We start from the raw sequence: 15,953 nt of genomic DNA, 5'->3' as shown, positions 1-15,953 counted from the left end.
ACGGACGCACCGCCGGGCCCGCACCACACGACCACCACGAGGAGCACCCCATGACCGACCGAACCGACCTGAAGTACACCGCCGAGCACGAGTGGGTGAAGGTCGACGGCGACACCGTCACCGTCGGCATCACCGACTACGCCGCCGAGAAGCTCGGCGACGTCGTCTACGTCGACCTGCCCGACGCCGGCAGCACCGTCGTCGCCGGCACGGTCGTGGGCGAGATCGAGTCGACGAAGTCGGTCGGCGAGCTGTTCGCCCCGGTCGACGGCGAGGTCGTCGAGTCGAACCAGGCCGTCGTCGACTCTCCCGAGCTCGTCAACAGCGACCCGTACGGCGACGGATGGCTCCTGAAGCTCACCACCACGTCGCTGCCCGCCCTGCTCAGCCACGACGAGTACCGCGCCCTCACGGGCGAGTAGTCCCACCCCGAGGAAGACGATGACCACCAGCACCTCCACGGCCTTCGACGTCGACGCCTTCGGGCGGCGGCACATCAGCACCACCCCGCGCGACCACGAGTGGATGCTCGCCGCGCTCGGCTACGACTCGCTCGACGCGCTCATGGACGCCGCCGTGCCGAGCGCCATCCGCATGCACGAGGTGCTCGACTCCGTCATCCCGGCCGCGGCGACCGAGCGCGAGGCGCTCGCCGAGCTGCGCGCGCTGGCCGACGCGAACACGGTGCGCACGTCGATGATCGGGCTCGGCTACTCGGGCACGATCACGCCGGCCGTCATCCAGCGGAACGTGCTCGAGAACCCGAGCTGGTACACGGCCTACACGCCGTACCAGCCCGAGATCTCGCAGGGCCGCCTCGAGGCGCTCATCAACTTCCAGACGATGGTCACCGACCTCACCGGGCTCGACACGGCCAACGCCTCGATGCTCGACGAGGGCACCGCGGTCGTCGAGGGCATGCTCCTCGCGCGTCGCGCCTCGAAGTCGAAGTCGAACCGGTTCGTCGTCGACGCCGACGCGCTGCCGCAGACGCACGCGCTGCTCGCGTCGCGCGCCGAGGCCGTCGGCATCGAGCTGGTCGTCGCCGACCTCGACGCGACGACGGACGTCGCCGCACTCGGCGAGCACTTCGGCGTCTTCGTGCAGTACCCGGGTGCGTCGGGTCGCGTGTGGGACCCGTCGGCGGTCATCGCCGCATCGAAGGAGCAGGGAGCGCTCGCGGTGGTCGCCGCCGACCTGCTCGCCATGGCGCTCATCACGAGCCCGGGCGAACTGGGGGCGGATGTCGCGGTCGGCACGTCGCAGCGCTTCGGCGTGCCGATGGGCTTCGGCGGCCCGCACGCCGGGTACATGGCCGTGCGGAAGGGCCTCGAGCGGCAGCTCCCCGGCCGCCTCGTGGGCGTCTCGCAGGACGCCGCGGGCCACCCCGCCTACCGGCTCAGCCTCCAGGCCCGCGAGCAGCACATCCGCCGCGAGAAGGCGACGTCGAACATCTGCACCGCGCAGGTGCTGCTCGCCGTGATGGCGTCGATGTACGCCGTGTACCACGGGCCGCGAGGCATCCGCCACATCGCGGTGACCACCGCGGCGAAGGCGAAGGCGCTCGCCGACGCACTGACCGGCTTCGGGCTCACCCTCGCGCACGACGCCTACTTCGACACGATCCGCGTGCACGTGCCGGGGCTCGCCGCGAACGTCGTCGCGCGCGGACGTGAGCTCGGGTTGAACCTGTGGGAGGCCGACGAGGCGACCGTGCACGTCGCCGTCGACGAGACGACCACGGGCGCCGAGCTCTCGCTCGTCGTCGAGGCCTTCGGGTTCGACCCGCGGATCGAGGTGCCGGTCGCGCTTCGCGAGCTCCCCGCGAGCCTGCCCGAGGCGCAGCGTCGCACGTCGTCGTACCTCGAGCACCCCGTGTTCAACACGCACCAGTCCGAGACGCAGATGATGCGGTACCTCAAGACCCTCGCCGACCGCGACTACGCGCTCGACCGGGGCATGATCCCGCTCGGCTCCTGCACCATGAAGCTCAACGCGGCGACCGAGATGCAGGCCGTCACGTGGCCCGAGTTCGCGAACCTGCACCCCTTCGCGCCCGAGGCCGACGTCGTGGGCTCGCTCGGGCTCATCGAGCAGCTCGAGAGCTGGCTCGCCGAGGTCACCGGGTACGACACCGTGTCGCTGCAGCCCAACGCGGGAAGCCAGGGCGAGCTCGCCGGACTCCTCGCCATCCGCGGCTTCCACCTCGCCAACGGCGACGACGAGCGCGACGTCTGCCTCATCCCGTCGAGCGCGCACGGCACGAACGCCGCATCAGCCGTGCTCGCGGGCATGAAGGTCGTCGTCGTCGCGACCGACGAGCTCGGCAACGTCGACCTCGACGACCTGCGCGCGAAGATCGCCGCGAACGCCGAGCACGTCGCCGCGCTCATGATCACCTACCCGTCGACGCACGGCGTCTACGAGCACGAGGTGAAGGACATCACCCGGGCCGTGCACGACGCCGGCGGGCAGGTGTACATCGACGGCGCCAACCTGAACGCGCTGCTCGGCTTCGCCCGCTTCGGCGACGTCGGCGGCGACGTGTCGCACCTCAACCTCCACAAGACGTTCTGCATCCCGCACGGCGGCGGCGGCCCGGGCGTCGGCCCGGTCGCGGCCAAGGCGCACCTCGCGCCCTACCTGCCCGGTCACCCGATGGCCCAGCGCGCCGACCACTCGGGCGGCGTCGAGCATGGCGGCGGCCCCGTCTCGGCGGCGCCCTATGGCAGCCCGTCGATCCTGCCGATCTCGTGGGCGTACGTCCGCATGATGGGCGCCGAGGGCCTGAAGCAGGCGACCGCGACCGCCGTGCTCGCGGCGAACTACGTCGCCGCGCGCCTGCGCGACCACTTCCCGGTGCTCTACACCGGCGAGAACGGCCTCGTCGCCCACGAGTGCATCCTCGACCTGCGGCCGCTCACCGCCGAGACGGGTGTCACCGTCGACGACGTCGCCAAGCGCCTCATCGACTACGGCTTCCACGCGCCCACGATGTCGTTCCCGGTCGCGGGCACGCTCATGGTCGAGCCGACGGAGTCGGAGGACCTCGCGGAGCTCGACCGGTTCGTCGAGGCCATGATCGCGATCAAGGCCGAGGCCGACGCCGTCGGGCGCGGCGAATGGCCGGCCGAGGACAACCCGCTGCGCAACGCCCCGCACACCGCGGAGTCGGTCATCGCGGGGGAGTGGACGCACCCGTACACGCGCGAGCAGGCCGTCTACCCGGTGCACTCGCTCGTCCGCAACAAGTACTGGGCCCCCGTCCGCCGGATCGACCAGGCGTACGGCGACCGCAACCTCGTGTGCGCCTGCCCGCCGATCGAGGCGTTCGCGTAGCGGTCCGCTCGCCGCGAGGCGCCGTCCCGGCGCTCTGCAGCAGACGCGGTGACGCGTGCCGCGGACGGGCCGTCAGGCCGTCCGCGGCGCGGCGTGGCGTCCGCGTTCGGTGAACGTGATCGGGTGGCGCTCGACCGCCGCGGCCCGTCGTCGCGCCACGCGCTCCTCGGCCGCGCGGATCTCCGTCTCGTCCGCGGTGAAGCGGTGGTCGGTGCGACGGCCGGCGAGGCCGCCCGCGGTGAGGGCGTGCGCGAGGTCCATGCTTCCTTCTCCTGACGTGGGGCCGGGCGCATCCGGCCCGGCATCGAACATGGTCCGCGTCGCGGCGGACGGCGGCATCCGGGCCACCCCTCGACCGCCCCCGGGAGTACACTGAGGATCACTCGCACATAGGGGGTGCGCATGATCCCGATGGATGTCGTCGCCCTGCTCGCCACGCTCGGCTTCGTGGGGCTCATGGTCGGCTGCACGCTCGCCGGCGCGCGGGGACTCGGGCTCGAGCAGCGGGCCGGCCTGCTCGATCGCCGCAATCCGCAACTGGCCGACGCGCTCCGGCGCGCCGAGTCGTTCAGCGACCTCTCGCGCGGCGGGTTCTACGGCGGCGCCGAGCAGTTCTCAGCCGTCTGCACTCCCGGCCGCCGAAGCTGGATCGACGGCGCACTCGTGCGCTCGAACGACTCCGACCTGCGTGTTGAACCGCCCGAGGAGACGCTGCCGCCGATGCCGGCGACCGTGGTCGCGCTCGCCGGCTCCCGGCACCTGGTCGATGCGCCCAGGCCGCGGCATCCGTCGCCAGCGCCCGCTCGGCCGCCTGCGCCCGCCGGGTCGGACGCCCCCGTCGGTCACTCCGCGGGCGGTGCGAAGAGTCCGGGCCACCAGCCCGCCGCGAGCGGGTAGCCGACGAAGCTCACGATGTCGAGGAGCCAGTGCGCGATGACCAGGGGCATCGTGCGGCCCCAGCGCGTGTAGGCCCAGCCGAAGACGACGCCCATGACGGCGTTGCCTATGAACCCGCCGAACCCCTGGTACAGGTGGTAGCTGCCGCGGAGGAGGGCGCTCGACAGGATCGTCGCCCACGGGCCGACGCCGAGTTCGCGCAAGCGGGTGAAGAGGTAGCCGACCGCGATGAGCTCCTCGGTCAGCGCCGCCTTCAGGGCGGCGAGCACCAGGACCGGGATCGTCCACCAGTAGGTGTCGAGCGGCTGCGGCACGACCGCGACGGTGAAGCCGAGCGCGCGACCGGCCGCATAGAGCGCGAGGCCCGGCACGCCGATGACGGTCGCGAGCAGCAGCCCGGATGCCGCGTCCCTCCCCGGCCTCGTCAGGTCGAAGCCGATCCGTCGGAACGGGCTGCGGCCCGGTTGCCAGAGCAGGTAGAGCACGAGGGCCACGACCGCCAGGCCGAAGACGACGTCCAGGACCTGGTAGGTGAGGTCGAGCCACTCGCGCGTCGACCTCGATTGGTTGAGCGAGGCGCTCTGCTCGCCGAGCGGGCGGTCGGCCGTGAGCCTGGCGATGATCGCGACGATCGAGTAGACGGCGGACGCGCCGAGCGAGAGCGCGAGCACGATGGCCACCTCGATGCGGAGACGTCGTGCCGCAGGCATGCGGCAATCCTCGCACGGGCGCTCGTCGCGCAAGAATCGTGCGTCGACGGCTGCTCATCTGCGCACGACCCCGTCGCAAGATTGCGCCTCGGTAACGGTTCCGCCGTGAAGTTTGTTCGGCAGGAGCCCGCTTATAGTCTCGATTCACCTACCAGCGCCCCCTGCTCGACCACGAATCGAACAGTCGTGCGCTCATCTCACAGGAGGAACATTGAAGATCAAGAGAATCGGCGTTGCAGCCATTGCTCTTGCGGCGGCCGGCGCGCTCACGCTCGCCGGTTGCTCGTCCAGCAGCGAACCGGAAGCCCCGGCCGGCGACTCGACCGCGATCATCACCACCAACGGTTCTGAGCCCCAGAACCCGCTGATCCCGACCAACACCAACGAGACCGGTGGCGGCAAGATCCTCGACTCGATCTTCGCGGGTCTGGTCTACTACGACGGCGAGGGTGCTCCGCACAACGACATGGCGGAGTCGATCGAGACCGACGACGCGCAGACCTACACCATCACCATCAAGGATGGCCAGACGTTCACGAACGGCGAGGACGTCACCGCCGAGTCGTTCGTCAAGGCCTGGAACTACGGCGCCGCGCTCGACAACGCGCAGCTCTCGAGCTACTTCTTCGACTCGATCGAGGGCTTCAGCTACGACGAGAACGTCGACGAGCTCTCGGGCCTCGAGGTGGTCGACGACTCGACCTTCACCGTGACCCTGAAGCAGCCGGAGTCCGACTTCCCGCTGCGACTCGGCTACTCGGCGTTCTTCCCGCTGCCCGAGGCGGCGTGGGAGGACCTCGACGCCTTCGGTGAGAACCCGATCGGCAACGGCCCGTACATGCTCGATGGCGAGGGTGCGTGGAAGCACAACGAGCGCATCGACCTCGTCGTGAACGAGGACTACCAGGGCGACCGCCAGGCCGCCAACGGTGGTCTCTCGATCATCTTCTACGCGACGCAGGACGCGGCGTACGCCGACCTCCAGGGCGGCAACCTCGACGTGCTCGACGCCATCCCGGACAGCGCGCTCTCGACCTTCCAGGACGAGTTCGGCGACCGCTCGGTCACCCAGGGCGCTGCGATCTTCCAGTCCTTCGTGGTCCCGGACCGTCTCGCGCACTTCGGTGGCGAGGAGGGCAAGCTCCGCCGCGCCGCGATCTCGCACGCGATCAACCGCGAAGAGGTCACCGACGTGATCTTCTCGGGTACCCGTACCCCGGCCCACGACTTCACGTCGCCGGTCATCGACGGCTACTCGGAGGACATCCCCGGTAGCGACGTCCTCGAGTACGACCCGGAGCTCGCCAAGGAGCTGTGGGCCGAGGCCGACGCCATCAGCCCGTGGGAGGGTTCGTTCCAGATCGGCTACAACGCCGACGGCGGCCACCAGGGCTGGGTCGACGCAGTGACCAACCAGATCAAGAACGAGCTCGGCATCGACGCGTCGGGTGCTCCGTACCCGACGTTCGCGGAGTTCCGCACCGCCATCACCGACCGCACCATCGAGACCGGCTTCCGCACCGGTTGGCAGGCCGACTACCCGTCGCTCTCCAACTTCCTCGGACCGATCTACGTGACCGGCGCGGGTTCGAACGACGGTGACTACTCGAACCCCGAGTTCGACGCCCTCATCAACGAAGGCCTCAGCGAGACCGAGGTCGAGGCGGGCATCGAGAAGTTCCAGCAGGCGCAGGAGATCCTCTTCGAGGACCTCCCCGCGATCCCGCTCTGGTACTCCACCGTCAACGGCGCGTGGGGCGAGCAGGTCGAGAACGTCCAGTTCGGCTGGAACTCGGTGCCGCTCTACTACGAGGTCACCAAGAGCGAGTAATTCTCGATCAGGGGTTTCAGCGAGCTAGACTCTCTGACGCCCGTGGGGCGGCGGTCCATTCGGATCGCCGCCCCACTCCCACGTATCCGGGGTGTGCCGAGGCGCGTAACATCGTGTGTGCGCACTCCCATAACGGTGAGGTTTCTCCAAACAATGTCAACACACGCAGATCGCGGGGCCTGATCCATGGCCGGTTACATCGCGCGCCGACTGCTTCAGGCGATCCCTGTGCTGCTCGGCACCACCTTCCTGATCTACTTCATGGTGTTCGCCATGCCGGGCGACCCCGTCGTCGCCCTCTTCGGCGACAAGACCCCTCCGCCCCAGGTGCTCGAGGCCGTCCGAGAGCGGTACAACCTCGACAAGCCGTTCATCGTGCAGTACCTGCTCTTCCTCGGCGGAATCTTCCAGGGCGACTTCGGCGTCTCGTTCTCGGGCCAGCCCGTGTCCGAGATCCTCGCCGTGACGTTCCCGGTCACCCTGCAGCTCGCCGTCCTGGCCGTCCTCATCGAGATGGTGTTCGGCATCACGATCGGCCTCGTCTCCGGCCTCCGCAAGGGGGGCATCTTCGATGCGAGCTTCCTCGTCGTCAGCCTGATCCTCATCTCGCTGCCCGTCTTCGTCGTCGCCTTCGTGGCGCAGTTCGTGTTCGGCATCCAGCTCGGGTGGTTCCGGACGACGGTCGGCCCGGGCGCGCCGATCCAAGACCTGGTCCTGCCGGCCATCGTGCTGGCGACGATCAGCTTCGCCCAGATCGTTCGACTGACAAGGGCGTCGGTCATCGACACGGGAGGACAGGACTTCGTTCGCACCGCCGCGAGCAAGGGCCTCTCCCGCCGACGAATCGTCCCCGTGCACATCCTCCGCAACTCGCTGATCCCCGTCGTGACCTACCTCGCCGTCGACTTCGGCGTGCTCATGGTCGGTGCGACCGTCACCGAGGGCATCTTCAACGTCCCCGGCGTGGGACGAACCCTGTACCAGGCCATCATCCGCGGCGAGGGACCGACCGTCGTCTCGTTCGTGACCGTCATGGTGCTGATCTACCTCGTCATCAACCTCCTGGTGGATCTGCTGTACGCCGTTCTCGACCCGAGGATCCGCTATGCCAAGTAACACCCGCCCCACTCAGGCGCACTTCGTGGCGCCGATCGACGAGACTCCGCTCGTCGCGATCGACTCCGTCAAGGCCGACGGCAAGCCGACGAACCTCTGGACCGACGCCTGGCGCGACGTGCGCAAGCGTCCGATGTTCTGGATCTCCTCGGCGCTGATCGTCCTGATCGTCGTCGTGGCGCTCTTCCCGGCGCTCTTCACGAGCGTCGACCCGCGGTACTGCCAGCTCTCGCTGAGCAACCAGGGCCCCGGTGACGGCAGCGTCCTCGGCTACAACCGCCAGGGCTGCGACATCTACTCGCGGATCATCTACGGCACGTCCACCTCGCTGTCGGTGGGCCTCATCGTGACGTTCCTCGTCGCATCGCTCGGCATCTTCTTCGGTGCGCTCGCGGGCTTCTACGGCGGTTGGGTCGACGCGGTCCTGTCGCGACTCGGCGACATCTTCTTCTCGATCCCCTACATCCTCGCCGCGGTCGTCATCATGTCGGTGCTCTCGCAGTACGCGAGCGTGTGGACGATCTCCCTCGCCATCGGCATCTTCGCGTGGCCGGCGACGGCGCGTGTGCTGAGGGCCGAGATCCTCAGGGTGAAGAACGCCGACTTCGTCATGGCGGCCACGGCCGTCGGCGTCACGCGGCTCCGGATCCTGATCCGCCACGTCCTCCCGAACTCGATCGCCCCGGTGATCGTGATCACGACCATCTCGCTCGCGTCCGCCATCGTCGCCGAGGCGACGCTGTCGTTCCTCGGCGTCGGACTGCCCTCGAGCACGATGTCGTGGGGCAACGACATCAGCCAGGCCCAGGTCGACCTGCGGACGAACCCGCAGACGCTGATCCTGCCCTCCATCGCGCTCTCGGTGACCGTCCTGAGCTTCATCATGCTCGGCGAGGTCGTCCGCGACGCGCTCGACCCGAAGGCGAGGGCGCAGCGATGACCTCCACTGTGAACGGAAGCGACGTGAAGCACACCACGCCCGAGGGCGAGGAGCGGCCGCTCCTCGAGATCAAGGACCTCAAGGTCCAGTTCACGACCCAGGAGGGCAAGGTCACGGCCGTCGACGGCGTCGACATCACGCTCTACCGCGGCCAGAGCCTCGCGATCGTGGGCGAGTCCGGATCGGGCAAGTCCACGACCGCGCACGCGATCATCAACCTGCTGCCCGGCTCCGGGCAGATCGCAGGCGGCCAGATCATCCTCGACGGCCAGGACATCTCCAAGGCGTCGAAGAAGGAGATGGAGGCCATCCGCGGTCGCAAGATCGGCTTCGTGCCGCAGGACCCGATGTCGAACCTGAACCCGGTCTGGTCGATCGGGTTCCAGGTCGAGGAGGCCATCAGGGCCAACGGCATCGCGACCGGCCGCAAGGAGGTCCGGGCCCGTGCGATCGAGGTGCTCAAGCAGGCCGGCCTGCAGGATGCGGACCGCCGTCTCAAGCAGTTCCCGCACCAGTTCTCCGGCGGCATGCGCCAGCGTGTGCTCATCGGCATGGGCCTCTCGGCCGATCCGCAGCTGCTGATCGCCGACGAGCCGACCTCGGCGCTCGACGTCACGGTCCAGCGCGTCATCCTCGACCACCTCGAGTCCCTGACGCGCGAGCTCGGCACGACCCTGCTGTTCATCACGCACGACCTCGGCCTCGCCGCCGAGCGCGCCGAGCAGCTCGTGGTCATGTACAAGGGCAGGGTCGTCGAGTCGGGACCCTCGCTCGAGATCCTGCAGAACCCGCAGCACCCGTACACCCAGCGCCTCGTGGCCGCGGCGCCGAGCCTGGCGTCGCGTCGAATCACGTCCACGATCCACGGTCAGGAGGGCGCGGCGCACGAGACGGGCTCCGAGGTCGGGACGACGACCGACACGATCGACCTGATCGCGACGGCCGAGGCCCGCGCCGAGGCGCACGAGGCCGCGGCCGCGCAGCCCCCCGCCATCGTGGTCGAGGACCTCACGAAGGTCTTCAAGATCCGCGGCTCGGGCGACTTCACCGCGGTGGACAAGGTCTCCTTCGAGATCCCGAAGGGCACCACGACCGCGCTCGTGGGCGAGTCCGGTTCGGGCAAGTCCACGGTCGCGAAGATGCTGCTCAAGCTCGAGGACGTCACCAGCGGCAAGATCATCGTGGGCGGCAAGGACCTGGCGAGCCTGACGGGCAAGGAGCTGTTCGACCTGCGCAGTCGGATGCAGCCCGTGTTCCAGGACCCGTACGGATCGCTGAACCCGCTCCGGAACATCGGCAACACCATCTCGGAGCCGCTGGTCACGCACGGCGTGGGCGACCGCGCGTCGCGTCGCGCTCGCGTGTTCGAGCTGCTCGACCAGGTGTCGCTGCCCCGGACCCTCGTCGGCCGCTACCCGAACGAGCTCTCCGGCGGCCAGCGTCAGCGCATCGCGATCGCGCGTGCGCTCGCGCTGAAGCCGGAGATCGTCGTCCTCGACGAGGCCGTGTCGGCGCTCGACGTGCTCGTGCAGGCCCAGATCCTGCGCCTGCTCGCCGACCTGCAGGCCGAACTCGACCTCACCTACCTCTTCATCACGCACGACCTCGCCGTCGTGCGCGTCATCGCCGACAACGTGTGCGTGATGCAGAAGGGACGGATCGTCGAGGCCGCGGCCACCGACGACGTGTTCGAGAACCCCACGGAGCAGTACACGAAGGATCTCCTGGCGGCGATCCCGGGTGCGAACCTCCAGCTCGGCGCGTAGTCGATCGCAGATCGCACGGACGCCCGGCCTCCCGCACGGAGGCCGGGCGTCCGCCGTTTCCGCCGGACGCGGTAGGCTGGTCGGGCGCGAACCGTGACCATCGGCTGCTCGCGCTCCCACCGACTCCACACCAGCGCCCCGGCGCTGCCGATCCGCGCCCCGGAGCCGCTCTGCGTCCGGAGGCCACGCGAGGACCACACCATGGCCAAGGCCACCCGCAACGACCTGCGCAACGTCGCGATCGTCGCCCACGTCGACCACGGCAAGACGACGCTCGTCGACGCGATGCTCAACCAGACGCACTCCTTCGCCGAGCACGCCCACATCGAAGAGCGTGCGATGGACTCGAACGAGCTCGAGCGCGAGAAGGGCATCACGATCCTCGCCAAGAACACGGCGATCTCGTACAACGGCACCCACGCGGGCGGCGCGCCCGTGACCATCAACGTCATCGACACGCCGGGCCACGCCGACTTCGGCGGCGAGGTCGAGCGCGGCCTGTCGATGGTCGATGGCGTGGTCCTCCTGGTCGACGCCAGCGAGGGGCCGCTGCCGCAGACGCGATTCGTGCTCCGCAAGGCGCTCGAGGCCCGCATGCCGGTCATCCTCCTCGTGAACAAGACCGACCGGCCCGATGCCCGCATCGACGAGGTCGTCGCCGAGAGCCAGGACCTGCTCCTCGGCCTCGCCTCCGACCTCGCCGACGACGTGCCCGACCTCGATCTCGACGCGATCCTCGACGTGCCGGTCGTGTACGCCTCCGGCAGGAACGGCGCGGCGAGCCACACGAAGCCCGCGAACGGCGAGCTGCCCGACAACGGCGACCTCGAGCCGCTGTTCGAGGCGATCCTCGAGCACATCCCCGCCCCGACGTACGACGACGAGCACCCGCTGCAGGCGCACGTCACCAACCTCGACGCGTCGCCGTTCCTCGGCCGTCTCGCCCTGCTGCGCGTGTTCCAGGGGACCATCCGCAAGGGCCAGACCGTGGCGTGGGTGAAGCACGACGGCTCGGTCCAGAACGTCCGCGTCACCGAGCTGTTCCTCACGAAGGCGCTCGACCGCTACCCGGCCGAGAGCGCCGGCCCGGGCGACATCGCGGTCGTGGCGGGGTTCGAGGACATCATGATCGGCGACACGCTCGCCGATCCGGAGGACGTCCGCCCGCTCCCGGTCATCGCCGTCGACGAGCCCGCGATCTCGATGACCATCGGCACGAACACCTCGCCGCTCGTCGGCAAGGTCAAGGGTCACAAGCTCACCGCACGCATGGTGAAGGACCGCCTGGACCGCGAGCTCGTCGGCAACGTCTCGCTGCGGGTCGTCGACATCGGTCGCCCGGACGCGTGGGAGGTGCAGGGTCGAGGCGAGCTCGCCCTCGCGATCCTCGTCGAGCAGATGCGCCGCGAGGGCTACGAGCTCACGGTGGGCAAGCCCCAGGTGGTCACCAAGCATGTCGACGGCAAGCTGCACGAGCCGTTCGAGCACCTGACGATCGATGCGCCCGAGGAGTACCTCGGCGCCATCACGCAGCTGCTCGCCTCGCGCAAGGGCCGGATGGACAACATGTCCAACCACGGCACCGGCTGGGTCCGAATGGAGTTCATCGTTCCGAGCCGCGGGCTGATCGGCTTCCGGACGGAGTTCATGACCACGACGCGCGGCACCGGCATCGCGAACGCGATCTCGCACGGCTACGACGAGTGGGCGGGCCAGATCGTCACGCGCAACAACGGGTCGATCGTCGCCGACCGTGCGGGTGTCGTGACGCCCTTCGCGATCATCGCCCTCCAGGAGCGCATGACGTTCTTCGTGAACCCCACCGAAGAGGTCTACGAGGGCATGGTCATCGGCGAGAACTCGCGCAACGATGACATGGACGTCAACATCACGAAGGAGAAGAAGCTGACGAACATGCGCTCGTCGACGGCCGACACCTTCGAGTCGATGACGCCTTCGCGCCAGCTCTCGCTTGAGGAGTGCCTCGAGTTCGCGCGGGAGGACGAGTGCGTCGAGGTCACGCCGACCGCGGTGCGCATCCGCAAGGTCGAGCTCGACGCCACGGCCCGCGCGCGGGCCGCCTCGCGCCTGAAGAAGCAGGGCTAGCCTCCCGACGCAGAAGGGGGATGCCGCGGGTGGCCGCGGCATCCCCCTTCGCCGTTTCCCGGCCGCGTTCGCGCGGGCAACGGGGGAGTGGAGGAACCTCACAGAAAGCACCTCGTATGGTTGTCGGGTTCTTCGAAACCGAGTCAGTCGTTACGCAACCGTTACCGAGAATCACCTTCCCCCGCCTATGAACCTCCCCCAGCACGGTCGCCGTGCGGCCGGACGCCCCCGCTACCGCCGCACCGCCCCCGCCCGCCCCGCAGCCCCCACGAGCCCCGAGGCCTCGCAGCCGACGACCGCCCAGCCGGCGACCGTCCGACCGGCGCGCCGTCGAGCCGCCGCCGCGCTGCGCCCGGTCATGACGATCGGCGCCATGACGTTCGCCGGAGGCATGCTGCTCTCGACGAGCGTCCCCGCGCTCGCGGTCACTGCCACCGACACGGTGGCCCGCGCCTCGGTCTACGCTCCCGCCGAGGACTCGATCTCGCTCCGCTCCCAGACGCTCGATGTCGGGTCCGAGGTCGCGCTCGAGCCGATCGAGGTCGGCGACTGGGACGTCGAGGCGGCCCCGCCGCCCATCGAGTCGAGCGTCGCCGGCCTCGGTGACGTCTCCCTCCTGCAGGCCGACCGGGTCGTGTGGCCGGTCGACCCCTCTCGGACCGCGTCGGGCTTCGGCCCGCGCATCGCGCCGTGCGCCGGGTGCTCCACCTTCCACGACGGCATCGACTTCAACCCCGGCGTCGGCGCGACGATCGGGTCGATCGCCGATGGCGTCGTGATCACGGCGACCGAGGCGGGCGGCGGGCTCGGCGTGTACGTCGAGGTGCAGCACAACATCGGCGGCGCCGTCATCACCTCGCTCTACGCGCACATGCAGTACGGCTCGCTCGCGGTCGCGCCCGGCCAGCGGGTCACGGCCGGCCAGGCGCTCGGTGCGGTCGGCACGACGGGCCAGTCCACCGGACCGCACCTCCACCTGGAGATGTACGGCGCCGACGGCGTCCGCTTCGACGGCATGTCCTGGCTCAGCTCGCACGTCACCGGCTGAGCCCTCGTCCGGAGGACGAGGGCCGTTCCGGGCGGCGCCGCGAGCGCCGCGCCATCCGTCGTCGTCTCAGCGACCCGAGAACTCCGGTTCCCGCTTCTCGATGAAGGCGGCGACGCCCTCGCGCATGTCGTCGGTCCGGAACGCGTCCGCGAAGCCCGCGACCTCGAACTCGGTGGCTGCGGCGGTGGGCGTCCCGGCCGCATCGACGAGCACGCGCTTGGCGAGGGCGACCGCCGTCCAGGCGTTCGCGGCGACCTCGTCGATCGTCGCCCTGGCCCCGGCGAGGAGCGCGTCGCGGTCGCCGAAGCGCCGCGCGACGAGGCCGGCCGACTCCGCGGTCGCCGCGTCGATGCGGCGGCCGGTGAAGATCAGCTCCTTCGCCAGTGAGAGCCCGACGGCGCGCGGCAGCCGAACGGTGCCGCCGAACCCGGGGATGAGCCCGAGTCGGACCTCCGGCTGCCCGAACCACGACGACTCGGTCGCGTAGATGAGGTCGCACGCGAGCGCGAGCTCGAGCCCGCCACCGAGCGCGAACCCGTCGACGCAGGCGATGACGGGAGCCGGGAACGCCTCGATCGCGGCGGCGACTCGATGGCCGAGGCGGGCGGCCTCGGCACCCTCGTCGGGCGTGAGCGTCGAGAGCGAGCGGATGTCCGCGCCGGCGACGAACGCGCGGCCGCCCTCGCCGACGACGATGACGCCGCGAACGGCGTCCGCCTCGGACCGGAGCGCGTCGAATGCGTCGGCGATCGCGCCGAGCACGTCGGGGGAGAGGGCGTTGAGCGCCTTCGGCCGGTCGATCACGACGGTGGCGACGACGCCGTCGCGCTCGATGCGGACGGGCGGGCGGTGCTCGTCGGTCCCGGGCTGTTCGGTCATCCTCGATCGTCCTTCCCGCGGCGGTTCCGCCGCACCGCCGACCACGCTACGGCATGGCGCCGGTCCGGCGCGCCGCCCTCGACGCAGCGGCTCGGGCGCGGCGGATAGACTCGCGCGCATGCCCATCTTCTCCAGGCGCGCACGCGCCGCGGCCATCGTGGCGAGCCCCGCCGCGGCGGCCCTGTTCTCCGGCTGCGCGGGCGGCGTGCAGGACGCCGTCGAGCGCGGGGTCGAGGATGCCGTCGAGGACGCGACCGGCGATCGGGTCGACCTGAGCGGTGAGATCCCCGAGGACTTCCCGGCCTCCGTGCCGATCATCGACGGCAGCATCGAACTCGCGGGCGCGGCCGCGAGCGCCGACGGATGGGTCGTGGTCCTCACGTCGGAGGCGGCCGATCCCCTGGGCGATGCCCGGGCGGAGGTCGAAGCGGCCGGGTTCCGAGAGGACCCGACGCTCGCGCAGGCGACCGCTGCCGGATCGGCCTACACCGACGGCGAGTTCCTGGTGATCCTCGCGGGCGAGGGCGGCACGGTGACCTACACCGTGACGCCGGCGCCGTGAGCGCGGCGGCCGGGCGCCGATCGCTCGGCTCCCGCATCGGCACGCTGGCGATCGCATTCGCGGTCGGCGTGGTCTACGGCACGGTCGCGACGATCGGGCACCGGCATGCGTGGGAGATCGGAGGCGTCTCGATCCCCTGGGGGCTCGTCGCTGGGCTCGTCGGCGTCGCCGCCCTCCTCGTCGGCACCCGGCTCGTCGCGGGCGGGCGGGCCGCCGCGACGGCCGCGGCCGCGGGCGTGGTCGGGATCGTGGCGGTGCTGTCGCTCCCCGGGCCCGGCGGATCGGTGCTTGTCGCCGACGGCGTCGTCGGCGCGATCTGGGCCATCGGGCCCGCGATCATTTCCGTATTGGTCGTCGCGTGGCCCTCGCTGCCGTCGCGCGAGGCGCGTCGCGCATAGACTGGCAGTCCAGCATCACCGAAGGGACAGCGACCCACCGTGACCTATGTCATCGCCCTGCCGTGCGTCGATGTGAAGGACCGTGCCTGCATCGACGAGTGTCCCGTCGACTGCATCTACGAGGGTGAGCGCTCGCTCTACATCCACCCCGACGAGTGCGTCGACTGCGGCGCCTGCGAGCCCGTGTGCCCGGTCGAGGCCATCTACTACGAGGACGACCTGCCCGACGAGTGGGCCGACTACTACAAGGCGAACGTCGAGTTCTTCGACGAGGTCGGCTCGCCGGGCGGCGCGGCGAAGGTCGGGGTCATCCCGAAGGACCACCCGCTGGTAGCGGCGCTGCCCCCGCAGGGTCACTGAC

General features: G+C 70.1%; 15 protein-coding genes. 12 read left to right on the top strand and 3 right to left on the bottom strand.

Going from position 1 to position 15,953, the window contains the following annotated elements; all coding sequences use genetic code 11:
* Positions 1 to 50: 50 nt before the first annotated feature.
* A complete protein-coding gene (gene gcvH, locus GJR97_RS17125) occupies positions 51 to 422 on the top strand; it encodes a glycine cleavage system protein GcvH (RefSeq protein ID WP_129235648.1) in 372 nt (123 codons plus the stop codon).
* A gap of 19 nt (positions 423 to 441) precedes the next feature.
* Entirely contained in the window at positions 442 to 3,339 is a 2,898-nt protein-coding gene (gene gcvP, locus GJR97_RS17120; protein ID WP_154347956.1) for an aminomethyl-transferring glycine dehydrogenase, read from the top strand.
* A 72-nt stretch (positions 3,340 to 3,411) separates the two neighbouring features.
* Here the strand turns inward: gcvP and GJR97_RS17115 are convergent, their stop codons facing one another.
* Positions 3,412 to 3,600, bottom strand: coding sequence for a hypothetical protein (locus tag GJR97_RS17115; protein WP_154347955.1), 189 nt, complete (start codon positions 3,598 to 3,600; stop codon positions 3,412 to 3,414).
* 141 nt (positions 3,601 to 3,741) lie between these two features.
* Between GJR97_RS17115 and GJR97_RS17110 the strand changes: the two genes are divergently transcribed.
* Positions 3,742 to 4,236, top strand: a complete 495-nt coding sequence (locus tag GJR97_RS17110) for a hypothetical protein (protein ID WP_154347954.1) — start codon at positions 3,742 to 3,744, stop codon at positions 4,234 to 4,236.
* On the opposite strand, the gene GJR97_RS17105 is transcribed toward GJR97_RS17110, so the two are convergent.
* Entirely contained in the window at positions 4,182 to 4,946 is a 765-nt protein-coding gene (locus GJR97_RS17105) for a CPBP family intramembrane glutamic endopeptidase (RefSeq protein ID WP_154347953.1), read from the bottom strand. The genes GJR97_RS17110 and GJR97_RS17105 overlap by 55 nt on opposite strands.
* Before the next feature lie 211 nt (positions 4,947 to 5,157).
* Between GJR97_RS17105 and GJR97_RS17100 the strand changes: the two genes are divergently transcribed.
* From GJR97_RS17100 to GJR97_RS17075, 6 genes are all read left to right on the top strand, one after another.
* A complete protein-coding gene (locus GJR97_RS17100) occupies positions 5,158 to 6,777 on the top strand; it encodes a peptide ABC transporter substrate-binding protein (RefSeq protein WP_154347952.1) in 1,620 nt (539 codons plus the stop codon).
* Between the two features lie 186 nt (positions 6,778 to 6,963).
* Positions 6,964 to 7,893 carry an ABC transporter permease gene (locus GJR97_RS17095; RefSeq protein ID WP_154347951.1) on the top strand — a complete coding sequence of 310 codons (930 nt, stop codon included), beginning with the start codon at positions 6,964 to 6,966 and terminating at the stop codon, positions 7,891 to 7,893.
* Complete coding sequence (locus GJR97_RS17090; protein ID WP_154347950.1) at positions 7,883 to 8,833, top strand: ABC transporter permease; 951 nt, start codon at positions 7,883 to 7,885, stop codon at positions 8,831 to 8,833. The genes GJR97_RS17095 and GJR97_RS17090 overlap by 11 nt, the downstream gene beginning before the upstream one ends.
* The gene (locus GJR97_RS17085; protein WP_154347949.1) at positions 8,830 to 10,599 is read left to right on the top strand and encodes a dipeptide ABC transporter ATP-binding protein; all 1,770 of its coding nucleotides are present in this window, start codon (positions 8,830 to 8,832) and stop codon (positions 10,597 to 10,599) included. The genes GJR97_RS17090 and GJR97_RS17085 overlap by 4 nt, the downstream gene beginning before the upstream one ends.
* Before the next feature lie 201 nt (positions 10,600 to 10,800).
* Complete coding sequence (gene typA, locus GJR97_RS17080; protein WP_154347948.1) at positions 10,801 to 12,705, top strand: translational GTPase TypA; 1,905 nt, start codon at positions 10,801 to 10,803, stop codon at positions 12,703 to 12,705.
* A gap of 187 nt (positions 12,706 to 12,892) precedes the next feature.
* The gene (locus tag GJR97_RS17075) at positions 12,893 to 13,753 is read left to right on the top strand and encodes a M23 family metallopeptidase (RefSeq protein ID WP_154347947.1); all 861 of its coding nucleotides are present in this window, start codon (positions 12,893 to 12,895) and stop codon (positions 13,751 to 13,753) included.
* 66 nt (positions 13,754 to 13,819) lie between these two features.
* Here GJR97_RS17075 and GJR97_RS17070 read toward each other — a convergent pair whose 3' ends face one another.
* Positions 13,820 to 14,632 (bottom strand): enoyl-CoA hydratase/isomerase family protein, encoded by an 813-nt coding sequence (locus GJR97_RS17070; RefSeq protein WP_154347946.1) that lies wholly within the window; start codon positions 14,630 to 14,632, stop codon positions 13,820 to 13,822.
* A gap of 118 nt (positions 14,633 to 14,750) precedes the next feature.
* On the opposite strand from GJR97_RS17070, the gene GJR97_RS17065 reads away from it, so the two are divergent.
* The 3 genes from GJR97_RS17065 to fdxA are packed head-to-tail and all read left to right on the top strand — an operon-like array spanning position 14,751 to position 15,952.
* Positions 14,751 to 15,194: a hypothetical protein gene (locus tag GJR97_RS17065; RefSeq protein ID WP_154347945.1), complete on the top strand. Its 444-nt coding sequence runs from the start codon at positions 14,751 to 14,753 to the stop codon at positions 15,192 to 15,194.
* Complete coding sequence (locus tag GJR97_RS17060; protein ID WP_154347944.1) at positions 15,191 to 15,592, top strand: hypothetical protein; 402 nt, start codon at positions 15,191 to 15,193, stop codon at positions 15,590 to 15,592. Before GJR97_RS17065 ends, GJR97_RS17060 begins: the two co-directional genes overlap by 4 nt.
* Before the next feature lie 39 nt (positions 15,593 to 15,631).
* Positions 15,632 to 15,952: a ferredoxin gene (gene fdxA, locus GJR97_RS17055; protein ID WP_121478128.1), complete on the top strand. Its 321-nt coding sequence runs from the start codon at positions 15,632 to 15,634 to the stop codon at positions 15,950 to 15,952.
* The last annotated feature ends 1 nt before the right edge of the window (position 15,953 follow it).

Origin of the sequence: Agromyces kandeliae (genome assembly GCF_009674665.1) — a bacterium.
In the GTDB taxonomy this organism is placed as follows: domain Bacteria; phylum Actinomycetota; class Actinomycetes; order Actinomycetales; family Microbacteriaceae; genus Agromyces; species Agromyces kandeliae.
This window is presented reverse-complemented; position numbering and strand designations above follow the sequence as displayed.